Genomic DNA, 19,473 nt, shown 5'->3' with positions numbered 1-19,473 from the left:
CCCAGGGGATAGCTGGCACAGCCGGCCTTCCGACGGCTGGAACACGTAGCCTACCTAAAAGGCCTTTTACAACCCTTTAAAGGTAAGGGAGAGTCTGGAGGCCTTGACCAGCCGATGACTTGGCGCTGCGCGACAGCTTGATCGTCCTGGCACAGCGGCGCGTGCTGCCCCAGGCGAGCGCCTACCCATTTGACCTGCTCGATGTGCAACTGGCCACGAAAACCATTGGCGCAGGGACGACTCTTCTGCGCTGGCGCTATATTGACCGCTCATCCATGGGCGTGGCCTTGTGGGAGCCGCTGCTCGGCCGCCTCGTAATACCGGACTCGCTGATCGACGACGACCTGTATGTGATGTAGCTGTGGCGCATCGCGCTCAACATGCAGATAAGCCTGACCCACAGCATCGCCCGCCACGCCAAGGAATGCACTAGCAACATGGCACAGGCCGAGGCGATTCACCTGTGGCGTATCCTGGGCATCCCCTTGGGGGTAGTCTTACTGCGGTCCCACCGGGTTCCACCCGCCCTCGTGAGGCGAGTTTCTCGCCCCGCAGGCTGCCGCCATTGACGCTACCACTGCGGCAACCGTTTCCCATCGATCATAAGTCGGTATCCATGCCGTCCAGCTTTCTTGCTGCCGGTCTCATCCAAGGCATTCATGCTGTTGTGCATCCGATGAACTGCACATTTGCAAGAAGGCTTCATGCCCAGAGAAACCCACGCTGAAGATCTCGGAGAGGCAGCGCGGCACGTCGCGCAGGCGGCGTGCATCTTGCAGGTCATCATGACAGGTCACGCTGACGCCCACGAACCCGCGCCACGCCGGCTGTATTCGACGGCGGAGCCAAGCTCCCGCATCCCGCGGGATACGCCAGCGCATGTCACCTTCTGCAACGGTGCGCGCCTCGCGGTGCTGTCATGGGCATGCGAGGCCAAAAGGCCAGCGGATGTGTGCCCACGGATGTCGACCCCAGCCACGATACGGGTCGAGTGCAACTGCTGGAGCAAACAGCTTTGACGACAGCCAAGGATTGCTACAGCCCACAGGTGGTGCCTTCGTCCAAGGCTGAGGGCTTCATACTTTAGGCCTGTTGTTTTCTTGCCGGATAAGAAAGCGGCGCCGCGCCGGCGCAAGGCGGTACGGACACGATGCGGTTTGGCACGCGATCAGCGAGTTGCAGCGAAGTAATGAGCTTGGGCCGCACCGCGCTTGGACGTGTGGCGGACTGCGCTCGATCACCAGAGCCTCATCGGCCGAGACCACCCCAGCCCCGGCCCGCAGCAGGACCTTCAATCCCTCGAGGCCAAAGCCAGTTTAGCCCCGTCCACTTTGACCGATCGGCCGCGGTCAGGCTTCGTCCGCAAACTTACGGTAAGCGCCGGGGCGCGATCCGGTCCAGCGCCGGAATGCCCGGTGGAACGCGCCCGGCTCGGCAAATCCGAGTTCCGCCGCAATATCCGCCACGGGGCGCCCGGAGTGGCTCAACGCCTCGATGGCAAGGTCGCGCCGCAGCCCGTCCTTCAGGTCCTGGTAGCTCACGCCCTCGTCCATCAAGCGGCGCCGCAGCGATGAGGCCGACAGGTTCAGGCTGACCGCCAGCGCGTCGAAGGTGGGCCACAGCTCGGGCCGCTGGTTGCGCAGCAGCCGGCGCACCCGTGCGCCCACGCTGGCGCGGTCGGAGTACTTGACCACCACGTTGTGCGGCGCATCGCGCAGGAAGGCTTTCAGGCTGCGCTCGTCCTGGCGCACCGGCTGGTCCAGCAGCGCAGCGTCGAACACCAGCGCCGTGGCGGGCTGGTCGAAGGCCAGCTGGCGCGAGTACATCACGCGGTATTCGGCGCTGTACGGCGGCTCGTCGTAGTCGAAGGCCGCCAGCCGCACCGGCACGCGCCGCCGCAGCAGCCAGCTCATCAGGCCATGCAGCATGATCAGCATGGTTTCCTTGGCAAACACGCCGGGCTGCCGCCCCAGGTGCGCGCAGGGCGCGGTCAGCACCAGCGCGGCCTCATCGCCGTGGCGCTCCAGCCGCACGCCGATATCGTCCAGCAGCAGCCGGAAGTACCGCGTGATGCGCTCCAGCCCCTGCGCAAGCGTGCGGCTGCCGGCCACCGCGTGGCACAGCATGGCAAAGCTGCCGCATTTCATGCTGCGCGAATCCTGCCCGAAGAATTCATCGTCCAGCGCCGCCGCCACGGCCATCCACAGCTCACTGTAGCTGGCGGACGAGACGCGCGCCTGCGGCACCGCCAGTAGCGCCGGCGCAATGCCGGCGCTACGCAGCACCGGATCGGGGTCGATGCCACGCGCGCGCAGCCCCGCGATGGCGTGGTGGACGAAACAGATGGCGACACTGCCTTTTTCCATGGCGCTGGCGGGTGGCAAACGAGTTCAAGAAGATTGGCGGATTTTGGCATAGGAGCCCGCCCCCGGCGTTCCTACACTGCCCGCAGGTCAAACGCCAAGCGCGCATTCTGCCTGACTTGCCGCGCGGCTCAAAACGCCCACCCCTAACTGCCATGCACAGCGACTATACCGAAGAGCAAACCATGATCCGCGACAGCGCGCGCGCCTTTGCCAGCGAACGGCTGGCCGTGGGCGCCGCGCAATGGGACCGCGACGGCCGCCTGCCCGATGAAGTCGTCGCCGAAATGGGCGCGCTGGGGCTATTGGGCATGATCGTGCCCGAGGAATGGGGCGGCACCTATACCGACTACGTCGCCTATGCGCTGGCCATCGAAGAAATCGCCGCCGGCTGCGCCGCCTGCGCCACCATGATGAGCGTGCACAACTCGGTCGGCTGCGGGCCGGTCCTGCACTATGGCACCGATGCGCAGAAAGAACGCTACCTGGCGCGCCTGGCCAGCGGCGAGCTGATCGGCGCGTTCTGCCTGACCGAGCCGCAGGCCGGCTCCGAGGCGCACAACCTGCGCACGCGCGCCCGCTTCACCGACAACGGCTGGGTGCTCAACGGCAGCAAGCAGTTCGTCACCAACGGCCAGCGCGCCGGTGTCGCCGTAGTGTTCGCCTCGACCGAGCCCGAGCGCGGCAAGAAGGGCATCTCGGCCTTCCTGGTCCCCACAAACACCCCCGGCTTCATCGTCCACGCCCCCGAGAAGAAGCTGGGCATCCGAGCCTCGGACACCTGCGCGATCACGCTGGAAGACTGCACCGTACCGCAGGACGCACTGCTGGGCGAGCCCGGCGAGGGCCTCCGCATCGCGCTGTCAAACCTGGAAGGCGGGCGCATCGGCATCGCCGCGCAGGCAATCGGCATTGCGCGTTCGGCCTTCGAGGCGGCGTGCCGCTATGCATCGGAACGCATCCAGTTCGGCCGCGCCCTGCGCGAACACCCGCCCATCGCCAACATGCTGGCCGACATGGCCACCGAGCTGAACGCCGCGCGCCTGCTGGTGCACCGCGCCGCGCGCATGCGCAGCGAAGGCGTGCCGTGCCTGTCCGAAGCCTCGCAGGCCAAACTGTATGCGTCGGAACTGGCCGAGCGCGTGTGCTCCAAGGCGCTGCAGATCCACGGCGGCTACGGCTATCTCGAAGACTACCCGGTCGAGCGTCACTACCGCGACGCCCGCATCACCCAGATCTACGAAGGCACCAGCGAGATCCAGCGCATGCTGATCGCGCGCAGCCTGTAGTCCCACCATCCCTTGCCAACAGAACCAGACCTTCCGGAGACAACCATGACTGCCGTGCCCAAGACCGACAATGCCGTGCCGACCGTGCCGCTGCTGATCAATGGCGAATGGGTGGATTCGTCCGCCACCGAGTTCCGCAACGTGGTCAATCCCGCCACGCAGGAGGTGCTCGCACGCGTGCCGCTGGCCACAGCAAGCGAGGTCGCCGCTGCCGTGGGCGCCGCGCACCGCGCCTTTGCCACGTGGCGCCATACGCCCATCGGCGCGCGGCTGCGCGTCATGCTGCGCTTGCAGGCACTGATCCGCGAGCACAGCAAGCGTATCGCCGCCATCCTGACCGCCGAGCAGGGCAAGACCCTGGCCGATGCCGAGGGCGACATCTTCCGCGGGCTGGAGGTGGTGGAACACGCCTGTTCGATCGGCACCCTGCAGCAAGGCGGTTTTGCCGAGAACGTGGCCGCCACCGTCGACACCTACACGCTGCAGCAGCCGATCGGCGTCTGCGCGGGTATCACGCCGTTCAACTTCCCGGCGATGATTCCGCTGTGGATGTTCCCGATGGCGATCGTCTGCGGCAATACCTTCGTGCTCAAGCCTTCGGAGCAGGACCCGCTGTCCACCGTGGAGCTGGTCAAGCTGGCGCTGGAAGCCGGCGTGCCGCCGGGCGTGCTGAACGTGGTGCACGGCGCCAAGGACGTGGTCGATGCGCTGTGCACGCACCCGGACATCAAGGCCGTGTCGTTCGTGGGCTCGACCGCCGTTGGCACCCACGTCTACAACCTGGCCGGCGCGCACGGCAAGCGCGTGCAGTCGATGATGGGCGCCAAGAACCATGCTGTCGTGCTGCCTGATGCGCACAAGGAGCAGACGCTGAACGCGCTGGCCGGTGCAGGCTTCGGCGCGGCCGGCCAGCGTTGCATGGCCACCTCGGTGATCGTGCTGGTGGGGGCGGCACGCGACTGGGTGCCCGACCTGGTCGAACGCGCCAAGACCCTGAAAGTCGGCGCCGGCGCCGAGGCTGGCACCGATGTCGGCCCCGTGGTATCGGTGGCGGCAAAAGAACGGATCCTCGGCCTCATCGCCGCCGGCGAGCGCGAAGGCGCGACGCTGGTGCTGGATGGCCGTGGCGTGGAGGTGCCGGGCTATCCGCAGGGCAACTTCATCGGCCCGACCATCTTTACCGATGTCCGGACCGACATGTCGATCTACACCGAAGAGATCTTCGGGCCGGTGCTGGTGGTGGTCGGCGTCGATACGCTTGACGAGGCCATCGCCCTGGTCAACCGCAACCCGTTTGGCAACGGCACCGGAGTGTTCACGCAGAGCGGCGCCGCGGCGCGCAAGTTCCAGAGCGAGATCGACGTGGGCCAGGTCGGCATCAACATCCCCATCCCGGTGCCGGTGCCCTACTTCAGCTTCACCGGATCGCGTGGCTCCAAGCTGGGCGACCTGGGTCCGTATGGCAAGCAGGTGGTGCAGTTCTATACGCAGACCAAGACGGTGACGGCGCGGTGGTTTGATGACGCGACGGTCAACGATGGGGTGAACACCACCATCAGCCTGAAGTAATCGGCCGACATTCAAGAACGACACGGAAGGAGACCCCATGCATATCGCCTTCATCGGCCTGGGCAACATGGGCGCGCCCATGGCGCGCAACCTGCTCAAGGCCGGCCATACGCTGACCGTATTCGACCTCAACGCTGCGGCGGTGGCGTCGCTGTGCGCCGAGGGCGCCGCCACCGCGGATTCCGCCCGCAAGGCGGTGGCCGAAGCGGACTTTGTCATCACCATGCTGCCCGCCGCCGCCCATGTGCGCAGCGCCTACCTGGGCCCGGAAGGCGTGCTGGCGGGCGTGCGCCCGGGCGTGCCGCTGGTGGACTCAAGCACCATCGACCCCGCCACCGTGCGCGAACTGGCCGCTGCCGCCGAGGCGCACGGCAATGCGCTGGCCGATGCACCGGTCTCCGGCGGCACCGTTGGCGCGCAGGCCGGCACGCTGACCTTCATGGTCGGCGCCTCCGAAGCGCTGTTCGCCCAGGTGCGCCCGGTGCTGGCCGGCATGGGGCGCAACCTGGTCCACTGCGGCGGCACCGGCACCGGCCAGGTCGCCAAGATCTGCAACAACCTGATCCTCGGCATCTCCATGATTGGCGTATCCGAGGCGATGGCGCTGGGCGTCAAGCTCGGCATCGACGCCAACGTGCTGGCCGGCATCGTCAATACCTCCACCGGCCGCTGCTGGGCCTCGGATACCTGCAACCCCTGGCCCGGCGTGATCGAGACCGCGCCGGCCGGGCGCGGCTACACCGGCGGCTTTGGCGCTGACCTGATGCTCAAGGACCTGGGCCTGGCCAACGACGCCGCGCGCAGCGTGAAGCAGCCGCTGTTCCTGGGCGCGCTGGCGCAGCAGGTCTACCAGGCCGTGAGCCATGCCGGCGACGGCCAGCTCGACTTCTCCGGTGTGATCCGCCAGTATCTGTCCGCCGCCGACAAGGAGGGCAAGCAATGATCGAGTTCGCCCTGCAAGGCCACGTCGCCACGCTGACGCTGAGCCGCCCGCCCGCCAACGCCTTCACTGCAGAAGGCCTGCAGCAACTGCGCGAGCTGGTGGCAAGGATCGACGCCAACCCCGCAGTGCGCGCCGTGGTGGTCACCGGTGCCGGCGCGAAGTTCTTCAGCGCCGGCGCGGACCTGAACGGCTTTGCCGAGGGCGACCGCGCCCATGCCCGCGTGATGGCGCAGCAGTTCGGCAGCGCCTTCGAGGCACTGCAGAACGCGCGGCCCGTGGTGATCGCCGCGATCAACGGCTATGCCATGGGCGGCGGGCTGGAATGCGCCCTGGCCTGCGATATCCGCATCGCCGAGGAACAGGCGCAGATGGCCCTGCCCGAAGCCGCCGTCGGCCTGCTGCCGTGCGGCTGCGGCACCCAGACGCTGCCGTGGCTGGTGGGCGAAGGCTGGGCCAAGCGCATGATCCTGACCAACGAGCGCGTGGATGCCGCCACGGCGTTGCGCATCGGGCTGGTGGAAGAAGTCGTGCCGCGCGGCCAGGCCTTCGCCACCGCGCTGGCGATGGCTGAGCGCGCCTGCAATGTCAGTCCCCGGGCCGCCGCCCACAGCAAGCGGCTGGTACATCTGGCGCGCCAGGGCGTGCCGCGCCAGGCTGCGCTGGCCCTGGAGCGCGAGCGCTTTGTCGACCTGTTCGACGATGTCGACCAGCGCGAGGGGGTCAACGCCTTCCTCGAGAAACGAACGCCGCAATGGCGCAACGCCTAGGAGGCCGCCGTGCGCCTGACTGAAGAGACCAAGGCCGCCAACCTGGATGCCGCCGAGCCGGAGGTGCTGTTCCAAGTCGTCAACGGTGTCGGCATTGCCACGCTGAACCGGCCGCGCCAGCTCAATGCCCTGTCGTACCCGATGATCGTCGCGCTCGGTGCGCAGATGGAAGCCTGGGCGCAGGATGACGCCGTCCGTGCAGTGGTGCTGCGCGGCGCCGGCCCCAAGGCCTTCTGCGCCGGCGGCGACATCCGCGCGCTGACCGACAGCTACCGCGACAGCACCCCGCTGCACCGGCGTTTCTTTATCGACGAATACACGCTGGACTACCGCCTGCACCGCTACCCCAAACCGCTGGTGGCGCTGATGGACGGCATCGTCATGGGCGGCGGCATGGGCCTGGCGCAAGCCGCACACCTGCGCCTCGTCACCGAACGCTCGCGCGTGGCCATGCCCGAAACCGGCATCGGCCTGGTGCCGGACGTGGGCGCCAGCCATTTCCTGTCGAAGCTGCCGGTGCAGCTGGCCCTGTACCTGGGGCTGACCGGGGTCACCATCGGCGCGGCTGATGCCCTGCTGTGCGGGCTGGCCGACGCCGCGGTCGACAGCGCCACACTGGCCGGCCTGGAGCAGACGCTCGACGGCATCGCCTGGAGCGAGGACGCGCTGTCAGACCTGCGCCATGCGCTGGTGCGCGAGCATGTCGCCAGCGCCGCCGACGCACCGCTGCTGCAAGTGCTGCCGGCCTTGCTGCGGCATTTCCCCGCGCATGCAACGCTGCCCGAGATCCTGGCCGGACTGGCCTGCCAGGACGACCCGGCCTACTCCGCCTGGGCCACCCGCACTATCGACGTGCTGCGCACCCGCTCGCCGCTGTCCGCCTGCGCCACGCGCGAGCTGCTGCTGCGCGGCCGCCGCATGGACCTGGCCGACTGCTTCCGCATGGAGCTGGCGGTGGTGGTCAGCACGTTTTCGCAGGGGGATTTCATCGAAGGCGTGCGTGCGCTGATCGTCGACAAGGACAACACGCCGCACTGGCGCATCACCAGCTATGACGCCGTCGATGACGCCGCCGTGCAGGCGCTGTTCCGGCCGTGGTGGGCGCCGGGCGAACAGCCGCTGCCCCTCGCCCTGCCCGCCTGAGCGGATGCGCCATTGTGAGCCTCGACGCGCTGCTGGCGTGCAGCCCCTGGGCGGCAGCACTGACCCCGGAACAACGCCAGCGCGTGCGCGCCGAACTGCGTGAACGTGCCGTGCCGCAAGGCGCCTATGTCAGCCGCAAGGGCGACCTGGCCGACAACTGGCTTGGCATCGCACAGGGCCTGGTCAAGGTGCATTGCGCATCGCCATCGGGCAAGCGCGCCACCCTGACCGGCGTGCCGGCCGGCGGCTGGCTTGGCGAAGGCTCCCTGCTCAAGCGCGAGGCGCTGCGCTATGACGTGGTCGCGCTGCGCGATTCAAGCATCGCCTGCATGCCTGCGGCGACGTTCCGCTGGCTGCAGGAGACCAGCCTGCCCTTCAACCGCTATCTGCTAGACCAGCTCAACGAACGGCTGGGCTTGTTCATCGCCACCGTCGAGCATGAGCGGCTGCACGGCATCGAAGGCCGCGTGGCCCGGGCGCTGGCCACGTTATTCCATCCCGTGTTATGTCCTGGGCTGGGTCCGGCGTTGCATCTGACACAGGAGGAAGTCGGCCTGCTGGCGGGCATCTCGCGCCAGCGGGCCAATGCCGCGCTCAAGGTGCTGGAGCAGCATGGGCTGGTGCGCGTCGACTATGGCGTCGTGCACGTGCTGGAGCTGGAAGGATTGCGGCGGTATTGAGCGCCGGGGCTGTCCGGCATCGCTACGCGCCGCCAACGGGCGAACGTTGCTAGGGCAGATATAGCTCCGTGGCATCGGACTCAACACCGCCATCGGCGCCACCTGTCACCAGCACCCGCCCGTCCGGCAACAGGGCGGCGGCGACCCCGCTGAGCGGAACGGACACGGAGGCTGCTGCGGTCCAGGCATTGGCATCCGGGTGATAGATCTCCGCACTTGCCGGGAGGCTTCCCCCCACTGCCAGCACCCTGCCATCGGCCAGCAGAATCAGGGCAGGCAACAGACGCCGGGCGTTCATGGTGCTGCCGGTCCAGCCTGACGTTGCGGGACCGTACACCCAGGCCTGCGGGGCACCGGCAAAGTCCCCCACGACCAGTACCTTCCCACTGCCCAGCAGGACGGACTGCACGACGTTGTGCGACCCGCCGGGGAACGGCACTGTCACGCTGGCGCCACTGCCGCTCGCGGGGAACAACTCGGCTGACAGGACCGCTCCCGTGCTGTTGAGACCACCGACCACGAGCACGGTGGCGCCATCCGGCAGCAGTGTCGCGGCATGCTGGGTGCGCGGCGTTGTCAGAGTCATACTTGCCACGGTCCAGGCGCCGAGGGCGGGATCGTACAGTTCAGCGGTACTCAGGGGCGCCACCCCTGACTGATTGCCACCGATGACCAGGACTCTTCCATCCGGCAACAGCGTGGCCGTGTGCCTGACGCGAGCCGCTGCCAGGCTGCCGGTCGGGGTCCAGGTTCCGGTAGCCGGATCGAACAGCTCTGCCGAAGCCAGTGGCGTCGAGATACCCGATGCACCGCCAGCAACCAGGACCTTGCCATTCAGCAGGCGCGTGGCGGTGTGCTCATACCGGGGCATGCCAAGGCTTCCGGTCGCAGACCAGGCATTTACGCTGGAGTCATAGAGCGCAGCGCCTGTTGTCACGCCCCCCGCACCAATGCCGCCAGCGGTCAACACCTTGCCGTCGGCGAGCAGGGTTGCCGTGTGGTAGTGCTTCGCTTGCGGCATGGGTGCGGCAGCCACCCAACTGCCACGCGCCGTCACAGATATCCGCACCTGCGCTTGCACACTGCCCGCGCGATTGCTTGCGGTGATGGTGTAGCTGGCCTGCATCTGCACGGACTGTGGCGTACCGGCGATCACGCCGGTCTGTGTGTTCAGGCTCAGCCCGCCCGGTAACGCGGGCGCAACGGAGAAGCTGGCGACAGCGCCGCCGGTGACTTGCGGCGGGTTGGGAACGATGACCTCCCCCACCACGTACAGGGCTGCTGTATTGCAGTACTGGAGGCTGGCGGGCGGCGCGACCGCGGCCTGCACCTCCATGCGGAGTTCCGTCGTGGTACTGCCCGCCGAATTTGTGCCCGTGATGATGTAGAGCGCCTGCGCGGCCGCAGCGGCGGGCGTCCCGCTGATGACACCCGTTTGCGCATCGAAGGCAAGTCCGGCAGGCAGCGCGGGCGCAATGCTGTAGTGCGTGATCGCGCCACCGCTGCTGGTGGGGCCGCTGGCGGCAACAGGATCGCCAACGGTAAAGATGACGGCCAACGCCTGATACGCCAGGCCAGTCGGCGCCACCGTGCCGTCGCGCACCTCGATCTGCACGCGGGCAGTCGCCGAACCTGCGCTGTTCGTGCCGGTCACAACGTGGATCGTGGCAGCCGTGGTGGTTGTCGGCGTCCCGGCGATGACACCCGTGCCCTCATCGAGGCTCAGCCCCGCCGGCAACGGCGGCGCCACCATATACCGGGCGATCGCACCGCCGCTGGCGCTGGGACGATTCGGCACGATCGCCTCGCCTTGCACGTAGCTGGCGGATGGCATGCTGTAGTTGAGGCCTGCTGGCGGCTCGATTGCTGCATCTTCCTCGGCAACGCATCCGGACAGCATGGCTGCCCACAGCAAGGCCAGGACAACGAGGCAAGACTGGAGGAAGCGCCGCCAAACAGGATACGTGGACGCGTGCGCACGGCTGGCAAGGGAGATCATGGCAGAAGGACCCGGAAGTTATAGTTTTCCGGCGACCTTCTTGTCGGGCCGCCGCGATGCGCAAACATTAAAGCATCGCATCGCGGCACACCACATGACCCGTTCGGGGGAAATGAAAGGCCGGAATTAGGCCCCGCTCGCAGCCCCTCAGCCCTTCACGAGCCCGTCGGCCCGGAACATCGCCTTGATGCCCCGCACCGCCTGCCGGATGCGCGATTCGTTTTCGATCAGGGCAAAGCGCACATACTCGTCGCCATAGTCGCCAAAGCCGATGCCCGGCGAGACCGATACCTTGGCCTTGGCCAGCAGCTGCTTGGAGAATTCCAGCGAGCCCAGCGCGCGGTACGGCTCGGGAATCCGCGCCCAGATATACATCGACGCCTTCGGGATCTCCACCGGCCAGCCCGCTTCGATCAGCCCGCGCGCCAGCACGTCGCGGCGCGACTGGTACTGCGCGGCGATCTCGCTGACGCATTGCTGGTCGCCCTCCAGCGCGGCAATGGCCGCGATCTGCAGCGGCGTGAAGGTGCCGTAGTCGTGATAGCTCTTGATGCGCGTCAGCGCCGCCACCAGGTCCGGGTTGCCCACCATGAAGCCCACGCGCCAGCCCGCCATGTTGTAGCTCTTGGACAGCGTGAAGAACTCCACCGCGATGTCCTTGGCGCCCGGCACCTGCATGATCGACGGCGCCTTCCAGCCATCGAAGACGATGTCGGCATAGGCCAGGTCGTGCACCACGAAGATATCGTGCTTGCGTGCCAGCGCAATGACGCGCTCGAAGAAGTCAAGCTCCACGCATTGCGCGGTGGGGTTGGACGGAAAGCCCAGCACGATCATCTTCGGCTTGGGATAGCTGCCGCGGATGGCGCGCTCCAGCTCGGCAAAGAAATCGATGCCCGGCACCAGCGGCACCGAGCGAATATCCGCGCCGGCAATGACCGCGCCGTAGATATGGATGGGGTAGCTGGGATCGGGCACCAGCACCGTGTCGCCGCGGTCCAGCGTGGCCAGCATCAGGTGCGCCAGGCCTTCCTTGGAACCGATGGTGACGATGGCCTCGGTATCCGGGTCGATCTCCACGTCATAGCGTTCGCGGTACCAGTGCGCGATCGCGCGGCGCAGCCGCGGGATGCCCTTGGAGGCCGAGTAGCCGTGCGTATCGGGCCGCTGCGCCGCTTCAGTCAGCTTGGCCACGATATGCGCCGGCGTGGCGCCATCGGGGTTGCCCATGCTCATGTCGATGATGTCCTCGCCACGGCGGCGGGCGGCCATCTTCAGCTCGGCGGTGATATTGAAAACGTACGGGGGAAGGCGATCGATGCGCGCAAAGCGGCGCTTGCCAGAAGCGGCAGTCATGGAGGGAGTCCTTTACGTAAGCGCCCGGAACCGTCCGAGCGACGTCGGCAGCCGTTGTCTCGGCTGCCGGGACTCATGTTAGCGGGGATGCGGCCATTGCACAACCGGCGTGCGCAGATGCCTAGAGCCTGCCCCCCGGCAGACCGGTCGGCCGGTTCGCGGGCAGATGGCGCACGATGCAGTCCAGCGCGGGAGAATCGGAGCGCCCGCCCAGCGCCGCGCTGACCGAATCGCGGTACTGCTGCGCAGAGATGCGCTGGTAGTACAGGCGCGAGGTCTGGTCCAGCCAGTAGACGTAGTCGTCGTCGCTGCGGCTGCCGCTGGTGCGCAGCCAGTCGCTGATATTGTTCGTCCCGACGATCATGTTCGGGCACGCGGTCCGCAGCGAATCGAGATAGGCATTGAAGTCGGTCGCCTGGCGATTGCGCACGGCGTCCGGCGCACAGGCGGCCAGGATGGCAACGGATGCCGCGGCGGCGGCGATGATGCGCAACGGCTTGGATGCAGGCAACACGGCAGTCCTCCCGGCGGTGACGTTGCCTGCCATCTTATGGCAACGCCGCGCCCTCGTACACCATATCGCCGCCGTGGCTCAGTCGTCCAGCGTCTCGTGCACCGCCGCGTCGCCGCGCTTCCAGTAGGCCGATGCGCGGATGCGCTTCTTGTCGATGCCGCGCTCGCTGACCAGATACTGGCGCACGGCCTTCATCGCCGCCGCTTCACCAGCGGCCCACGCATAGCCCTCGCCGCGCGGCAGCGTGAGCTTGCGCAGCGCCCCTTCCAGCAGGCTGCCTTCCAGCCCATCGCCACGATTCAGCCAATGCACATCGCATTGCGCGGACGTCGGCAGCGGAATCTGCGCCGCGGCATCGCCTACTTCCACCACCACGATGGCGCGCGTATCGGCCCCGAGCTCTTCCAGGCGCCGGGCGATTGCCGGCAGCGCGGTATCGTCGCCGATCAGCAGGTGCCAGTCGAACGCCGTGGGCACCACGAACGAGCCGCGCGGCCCGCCCATGCCCAGGTACTGGCCCGGCTGCGCCTGGGCAGCCCAGGTCGAGGCGGGACCATCGCCATGCAGCACGAACTCGATATCCAGTTCCTGCTTCGCCGCGTCGTAGCGGCGCGGCGTGTAGTCGCGCGCGGCCGGCCGCGGCTGGCCTTCGGGGAAGGTGATGCCGTCCGGGGTGACCTGCGGCAACACCGGCTTGTCTGCGCCATCAACCGGGAAGAAGACCTTGACGTGGTCGTCGAACGACGCCGAGACAAAGTCCTGCAGATCAGCGCCGCCCAGCGTGACGCGCAGCAGCTGCGGTGACACCTGCGTGGTGCGCACCACCTGCAGCAGGCGCATCTTGAGCGGATGGCGCACGCGCTGCACAGTCAAGTCGCGTGCGGAGGCTTGGTTGTTCTCACTCATATTGGAAATCCTTGGGATTAAACCCGGCGCCTGCCGGGTCAGGTTGCCGATGGCCGCAGCCAGCGTCAGTGCCACGCGTCAGGCCTTGCGGACCGCTTCGATCTCAGCCGCCGCGCGCAGCAGGATTTCTGCGATGCGGCGCTGCTCGTCGGCGCCCGCATCGCTGCGCAGCGCAATGGCTCGCTTGATCGCGGCACGGGCCTGCATCAGCTCGGGCAGCCAGCCGCCCTGCTCCGGCTCAGCCTGCGGCTCGCCGCTCATGGCGCGCCGCATCCACTCCACCTTGCGCGCCACGTGGCGCAGCTTGGCAATCATCACCTCGACCCGCTCGCGGTTGGCCGCCAGGTGGGCCTTGCCGGGCTCGGACAGCTGGTAGCGCTTCTTGTTGCCTTCCGTATCGACGGTGGCGTAGCCGACTTCCTCCAGGTAAGTCAGGGCCGGGTAGACCACGCCGGGACTCGGCTTGTAGAAACCGTTGGTACGGGTCTCGATCGCCTTGATCAGTTCGTAGCCGTGGCTCGGCTTCTCTTCGAGCATGGCGAGCAGCAGCAACTGCAGGTCATCGGCGCTGAACTTGCGGCCCCGGCGCCAGCCTTCGCCGTCGAAGCTGCCGGGACCATCGGCGCCGCCCGGGCCGAAGCCGTCGTCATGGCCGCCGCCCCAGAAGCCGCCGCCGTGGCGGCCCATGGCGTGGTGGGCGAAGTGGCGCTCAAAGTGCGGGACAAGGCGCATCAACAGGTGACGGCCGCGGCCTGAGAAGCCCAAAGGGTGGGAATGATGGCGCATGATTACCTCCGATATGTCGTAAAACATATCTTACGATATATATCGTACGATCGGAAGTCAAGGCGACGCGGCAATTCCCGCCGCCCCGGGATTACCTCATGCGGTACCAGTGGCAGCCATCGGAACCGGTCTCGCGCACCGCCTCGCCCCGCTCCAGCAGGTAGTTCAGGTGCGCAATGCTTTCGCCGGTAGCCATCCCCAGCAGCCCGCCGCTTCCGGTGATGGGGCGCGAGAACAACTCACCAAACACATCCACCGCCCGCTTCGGCGTCCCCAACGCCCCACGCAACCGGTCCAGCGCCTGCATCTGGCTCGCCCGCAAATAATCGATGCGCGCATGCAGCCCACGGAACGGCTCGTTATGCGCCGGCAGCACCAGCACATCGTCCGGCACGGCGGCGCGTACCTTGTCGAGCGAGGCCAGCCAGTCCTGCATCGGATCGGCATCGGGCTCGGTCGGGAACACCGAGACATTGGAAGAAATGCGCGGCAGCACCTGGTCGCCGGACACCAGCAGCTTCAACGCCGGGCAGTACAGGCAGGCATGTTCGGGCGAGTGGCCGGTGCCGACGATGACCTGCCAGTCGTGCGCGCCGATGCGCACGGTGTCGCCATCGGACAGCCGGTGGAAGCTCTCGGGCAAGGCGTGGACATATTTGCCGAAGCCGCCGAAGCGGGTGCGGTACACCTCGATCGCTTCGTCGTCCCAGCCGGCCTTGCGATAGAAATCGGTCGCGTCATCCGGCGCCGCTCGTCCCGTATCCGCTGCCAGCACGCGGCACATCAGGTATTCCAGCCGCGTCATCCACAGCTGGCAATCGAACTTGCCGGTCAGCCACCCGGCCATGCCGATGTGGTCGGGGTGCATATGGGTCACGAACAGGCGCGTCAGGCCGCCGGCGAGCGGCCCGCTTTCGGCGAACAGCGCGCGCCAGGCCTGGGCGGTTTCCGGCGTCTGCAGCCCGGCGTCGACGGCGGCCCAGCCATTGCCGTCGCGGATGGCCCACAGGTTGATGTGGTTCAGGCCCAGCGGCATCGGCATGCGCAGCCACAGTACACCGGGCGCTACCTCGCAGGCGCGGCCGGGTTCGGGGGCGTCACCGCAGGGGTAGTCGAGTTCGGGCTTTTCGAGGGAGATGGGGGCAGCTGCGAGGGCGATGTCGGGAGAATGGGCGCTCATCGGTATCTGGGCCGGTGGGCCGGCCGTGCTGTGCGCAGTGGCCGGTGCGGCAATGCCCCGGCTCCGCGCGTTCTGGATAGCAGATACCTTAGCCCAGATGGGCGATTCATGCTACGCGCGCCCTGCCCGCGTTCCGTGGTGTGGAATAGCCGTGAGCTATCGGGCCGGCGCCGGCAGCACCTTGCCCGGATTAAGCAGGTTCAACGGATCAAGCGCCTGCTTCACCTGCCACATCAGCTCCAGCTCCACCTGGGACTTGTAGCGCGTCAGGTCATCGCGCTTGGCCACGCCGATGCCATGCTCGGCCGAGATCGAGCCGTTTTCCGCGTGGGCCATGCCGTCGACCAGCGCCGAGACCCGCTCATACCACTGAGCCAGGAACGCTTTGCCTGGCTGATCCCTGGGCCGCAGCGGGTTGAAGTGCACATTGCCGTCGCCCATATGGCCGTAGATCACCATGCGCGCGTCCGGCACCAGTTCCAGCACCTTGGCCGAGGCTTCCTCGACAAACGCGGCGATGCGCGACAGCGGCACCGAGACATCGCACTTGATGCTGCCGCCGGTGCGGGTCTGGGCGTCGGAGATCTCTTCGCGGATGCGCCAGAAGGTCTGGGCATCGGACAGGCTGGCGGCCACGGCGGCGTCCTGCACCAGGCCCTGGCTGAAGCCGGATTCGAGGATTTCCATCAGCGTAGCGTTCAGGCTTTCCGCATCGGTGCCGGAGGTGAGCTCGATCAGCACCATCCAGTCGTGCTTGTCCTGCAGCGGGGAAGCCACGTTACCAAGATACTCAAGCACCAGTTCCAGCGCGGGCCGCGAGATCAGCTCGAACGCGGTCACGGCCTGGCCGGACAGGCGCTTGGCTTCGCCCAGCAAGGCCACGGCCGCGGCGGGGTCCTGCACGGCGACAAAGGCCACGGCGCTGCTGCGCGGCTGCGGCGTCAGCTTGAGCACGGCGCCGGTGATGATGCCCAGCGTGCCTTCCGCGCCGACGAACAGGTGCTTGAGGTCGTAGCCGGTGTTGTCCTTGCGCAGGCCACGCAGCGACGAGTAGATGCGGCCATCGGGCAGCACTACTTCGATGCCGAGCACCAGGTCGCGCATATTGCCGTAGCGCAGCACCGCGGTGCCGCCGGCATTGGTCGACAGGTTGCCGCCGATCTGGCACGAGCCTTCGGAGCCGATGCGCAGCGGGAACAGGCGCTGCCGGGCCTCGGCGGCGCCGCGTGCCGCGCTCAGTGTGACGCCGGCCTGCACGGTCATGGTGTCGTTGATGGTGTCGATGTCCAGCACCCGGTTCATGCGGCTGAGGTTGACCACCACGGCGGTGCCGCTGTCGTCCGGTACGGCGCCGCCCATCAGCGAGGTATTGCCGCCCTGCGGCACCACCGGCACGCGCTGGGCGTGGCACCACTGCAGCACCTGGCTGACCTCTTCCGTCGATGACGGCAGCACCACTACCTGGGCCTGGCCGCGGTAGATGCCGCGGTAGTCGGTCACATAGGCCTGCGTGTCGGCGTCGCCGCTGCGGCAGGCGTTGGCGCCGACGATGGCATGCATCGCGCGCAAGGTGGTGTCTGGGGTCGGGAGGTCAGCTGGCATGTGTGTAAGGCCTAGGAAATACAGGTCAGTACGCGGCGGAGAGCTTGTCTGCAGCGGGAGCGTCCGCGGGCTGCGCACGGAACGATGCGGCAAGCTTGCGCGCGGCGTTGGCGTACAACATTACGTCCACGCCCGTGGCCACGAAGGTGCAGCCCAGGTCGAGGTAGCGGCGTGCCAGTGCCGGGTCCGACGTTAGCGTGCCGGCGGCCCTGCCGCTGGCGATGATGGTACGCATCGCGCCTTCGATGGCGGCCTGCACCTCCGGGTGTCCGGGGCGGCCGCGGTGGCCCATCGACGCAGCCAGGTCGGCCGGGCCGATAAAGACGCCGTCGATGCCATCCACCGCACAGATTGCTTCCAGGTTCTGCAATGCGGTGACGGTTTCGGCCTGCACCAGCAGGCAGACTTCATCGTCGGCCACATCGAGGTAGTCGGTGCGGGCGCTCCACTGCGAGGCGCGCGCAATCGCGCTGCCCACGCCGCGGATGCCTTGTGGCGGGTAGCGCGTGGCGCTGACCACCATGCGGGCCTGTTCCGCGGTATCCACCATCGGCACCAGCAGGCTGCGCGCGCCGATGTCGAGCAACTGCTTGATCAGCGGCACTTCACCGGCCACGGCGCGCACCACGGGCTGGACCGGGTATGGCGCCACCGCCTGCAGCGCGTGCAGCGTCGAGCGCAGGTCGTTGGGGGCGTGTTCGCCGTCGATCAGCAGCCAGTCAAAGCCTGCGGTGGCGGACACCTCGGCCAGGTACGGCGTTGCCATCGACAGCCACAGGCCGATCTGCGCCTGGCGGGCGGCCAGTGCGGTCTTGAAGGGATTGTTTGCGGGCATGGTGTGTTCCGGTTCGATGATCGATGGGCCCGGCGCTTCAGCCGAGCTGGCCCTGGCAAAGGTACTTGGTATGCATGTAGTCGTCCAGCCCGTGGCGCGAGCCCTCGCGCCCGTAGCCGGATTCCTTGACGCCGCCGAACGGCGCCGCCTCTGCCGCGATCGCGCCCTCGTTGATGCCGACCATGCCGGTTTCCAGCGCCTGCGCCACGCGCCAGATGCGGCGGATGTCGTTGGAGTAGAAGTAAGCAGCGAGGCCGAACGGGGTGTCGTTGGCGTCGCGGATCACCTCGGCTTCATCGCGGAAGCGGAAGATTGGCGCGACCGGGCCGAAGGTCTCTTCGCACGACAGCTCCATCGCGGGGGTCGCATCGGCCAGCACCGTTGGTGCGTAGTAGTGCGGGCCATCGGCGGTGCGCACGCGCTTGCCGCCGGTGACCACGCGCGCGCCCCGGGCGACGGCGTCTTCCACATGGCGTGCGATCTTGTCGACGGCGCGGGCATTGATCATGGGACCGATCTGCGCGGCCTCTTCCGTGGCCGGACCGACATGCAGCGCGCCAACGCGCTGTGCCAGGCGCTCGACAAAGGCGTCGTGCACGGCGTCGTGCACATAGACGCGGTTCGGGCACACGCAGGTCTGGCCACCGTTGCGGAACTTGGACGCCATCAGGCCATCGATCGCGGCATCGAGATCGGCGTCCTCGAAGACGATGAAGGGCGCATTGCCGCCCAGCTCCAGCGACAGCTTCTTCAGCGTGGCCGCCGATTCGCGCGCGAGGTGCTTGCCCACGGGCGTGGAGCCGGTAAAGGTGATCTTGCGCACGCGGCTGTCGGCCAGCCAGGCGTCGACCACGCCCGGCGTGTGCTCGCGCGATGCGGTGACGATGTTGAGCACGCCCGCGGGCATGCCGGCCTGTTGCGCCAGCCATACCAGCGCCAGCGCGGTCAGCGGCGTGTCCTCGGCGGGCTTGGCCACCACCGTGCAGCCGACGGCCAGCGCCGGGGCGATCTTGCGGGCAATCATCGCCAGCGGGAAGTTCCACGGCGTGATCGCAGCGACCACGCCCACCGGTTCCTTCAGCACCAGCAGTTTGCGGCCCGGCACGGCTTCGGCGACGATATCGCCGCAGATGCGGGTGGCCTCTTCGGCAAACCACTCGACATATGACGCGCCGTACTGCACCTCGCCGCGTGCTTCTTTGAGGGGCTTGCCCTGCTCCGTCGAGATGATGCGCGCCAGGTCTTCCTGGTGCGCGAGGATCAGCGCATGCCAGCGCTTGAGCAACTGGGCGCGTTCGCGCGCGGGCCGGCGGCTCCATGCCGGAAAAGCGGCAGCGGCGGCATCGACGGCAAGGCGGGCATCGCCGGCATCGCTGTCTGGCACGTTGGCAAAGGTCTCGCCGGTGGCCGGGTCGGCGACCTGCAGGCGGGCACCAAGGCCAGCATTGCACCACCGGTCGTCGATCAGGTTCTGGCTGCGCAGCAGCGCTTGCTCGGAAAGCGTCAGCATAAGTGTGGAGGAAAGGAGATTGGCGGGAGGC

General features: G+C 67.6%; 16 protein-coding genes and 1 pseudogene. 7 read left to right on the top strand and 10 right to left on the bottom strand.

Features of this window, described 5'->3' with window-relative positions:
- Positions 1–12 precede the first annotated feature (12 nt).
- Positions 13–569 (top strand): annotated as a pseudogene (locus CF68_RS35975) (DUF3158 family protein).
- A gap of 780 nt (positions 570–1,349) precedes the next feature.
- Here CF68_RS35975 and CF68_RS04160 read toward each other — a convergent pair.
- Positions 1,350–2,366 carry an AraC family transcriptional regulator gene (locus CF68_RS04160; protein ID WP_013952827.1) on the bottom strand — a complete coding sequence of 339 codons (1,017 nt, stop codon included), beginning with the start codon at positions 2,364–2,366 and terminating at the stop codon, positions 1,350–1,352.
- A gap of 152 nt (positions 2,367–2,518) precedes the next feature.
- Between CF68_RS04160 and CF68_RS04155 the strand changes: the two genes are divergently transcribed.
- From CF68_RS04155 to CF68_RS04130, 6 genes are read left to right on the top strand one after another with little or no spacing between them, the layout of a single operon-like run.
- Entirely contained in the window at positions 2,519–3,652 is a 1,134-nt protein-coding gene (locus tag CF68_RS04155; protein WP_035816247.1) for an acyl-CoA dehydrogenase family protein, read from the top strand.
- A 45-nt stretch (positions 3,653–3,697) separates the two neighbouring features.
- Complete coding sequence (locus tag CF68_RS04150; RefSeq protein ID WP_013952826.1) at positions 3,698–5,221, top strand: CoA-acylating methylmalonate-semialdehyde dehydrogenase; 1,524 nt, start codon at positions 3,698–3,700, stop codon at positions 5,219–5,221.
- Positions 5,222–5,258: 37 nt separating this feature from the next.
- Positions 5,259–6,164 (top strand): 3-hydroxyisobutyrate dehydrogenase, encoded by a 906-nt coding sequence (gene mmsB / locus CF68_RS04145; protein ID WP_013952825.1) that lies wholly within the window; start codon positions 5,259–5,261, stop codon positions 6,162–6,164.
- Entirely contained in the window at positions 6,161–6,931 is a 771-nt protein-coding gene (locus CF68_RS04140; RefSeq protein ID WP_035816246.1) for an enoyl-CoA hydratase, read from the top strand. Before mmsB ends, CF68_RS04140 begins: the two co-directional genes overlap by 4 nt.
- Before the next feature lie 9 nt (positions 6,932–6,940).
- On the top strand, positions 6,941–8,074 hold the full coding sequence (locus tag CF68_RS04135; protein ID WP_035816245.1) for an enoyl-CoA hydratase/isomerase family protein: 1,134 nt from the start codon (positions 6,941–6,943) through the stop codon (positions 8,072–8,074).
- A gap of 14 nt (positions 8,075–8,088) precedes the next feature.
- Complete coding sequence (locus tag CF68_RS04130) at positions 8,089–8,754, top strand: Crp/Fnr family transcriptional regulator (protein ID WP_013952822.1); 666 nt, start codon at positions 8,089–8,091, stop codon at positions 8,752–8,754.
- A 49-nt stretch (positions 8,755–8,803) separates the two neighbouring features.
- Here CF68_RS04130 and CF68_RS04125 read toward each other — a convergent pair whose 3' ends face one another.
- The 9 genes from CF68_RS04125 to CF68_RS04085 form a co-directional block, all read right to left on the bottom strand.
- A complete protein-coding gene (locus CF68_RS04125; RefSeq protein WP_235205662.1) occupies positions 8,804–10,753 on the bottom strand; it encodes a putative Ig domain-containing protein in 1,950 nt (649 codons plus the stop codon).
- A 147-nt stretch (positions 10,754–10,900) separates the two neighbouring features.
- Positions 10,901–12,109 carry an alanine transaminase gene (gene alaC / locus CF68_RS04120; RefSeq protein WP_013952819.1) on the bottom strand — a complete coding sequence of 403 codons (1,209 nt, stop codon included), beginning with the start codon at positions 12,107–12,109 and terminating at the stop codon, positions 10,901–10,903.
- A 121-nt stretch (positions 12,110–12,230) separates the two neighbouring features.
- Positions 12,231–12,623 (bottom strand): hypothetical protein, encoded by a 393-nt coding sequence (locus tag CF68_RS04115; RefSeq protein WP_013952818.1) that lies wholly within the window; start codon positions 12,621–12,623, stop codon positions 12,231–12,233.
- Positions 12,624–12,701: 78 nt separating this feature from the next.
- Positions 12,702–13,529 carry a siderophore-interacting protein gene (locus CF68_RS04110; protein ID WP_013952817.1) on the bottom strand — a complete coding sequence of 276 codons (828 nt, stop codon included), beginning with the start codon at positions 13,527–13,529 and terminating at the stop codon, positions 12,702–12,704.
- A gap of 78 nt (positions 13,530–13,607) precedes the next feature.
- The gene (locus tag CF68_RS04105; RefSeq protein ID WP_013952816.1) at positions 13,608–14,315 is read right to left on the bottom strand and encodes a PadR family transcriptional regulator; all 708 of its coding nucleotides are present in this window, start codon (positions 14,313–14,315) and stop codon (positions 13,608–13,610) included.
- Positions 14,316–14,406: 91 nt separating this feature from the next.
- Complete coding sequence (locus CF68_RS04100; protein WP_013952815.1) at positions 14,407–15,495, bottom strand: MBL fold metallo-hydrolase; 1,089 nt, start codon at positions 15,493–15,495, stop codon at positions 14,407–14,409.
- A 156-nt stretch (positions 15,496–15,651) separates the two neighbouring features.
- Positions 15,652–17,097 carry an FAD-binding oxidoreductase gene (locus CF68_RS04095; protein WP_035816244.1) on the bottom strand — a complete coding sequence of 482 codons (1,446 nt, stop codon included), beginning with the start codon at positions 17,095–17,097 and terminating at the stop codon, positions 15,652–15,654.
- A gap of 25 nt (positions 17,098–17,122) precedes the next feature.
- Entirely contained in the window at positions 17,123–17,932 is an 810-nt protein-coding gene (gene hpaI / locus CF68_RS04090; RefSeq protein WP_035816243.1) for a 4-hydroxy-2-oxoheptanedioate aldolase, read from the bottom strand.
- A gap of 37 nt (positions 17,933–17,969) precedes the next feature.
- Positions 17,970–19,442 (bottom strand): NAD-dependent succinate-semialdehyde dehydrogenase, encoded by a 1,473-nt coding sequence (locus CF68_RS04085; RefSeq protein ID WP_035816242.1) that lies wholly within the window; start codon positions 19,440–19,442, stop codon positions 17,970–17,972.
- Between the last annotated feature and the right edge of the window lie 31 nt (positions 19,443–19,473).

The sequence above is a fragment of the Cupriavidus sp. SK-4 genome (assembly GCF_000611125.1).
GTDB classification, from domain to species: Bacteria; Pseudomonadota; Gammaproteobacteria; order Burkholderiales; family Burkholderiaceae; genus Cupriavidus; species Cupriavidus necator.
This window is presented reverse-complemented; position numbering and strand designations above follow the sequence as displayed.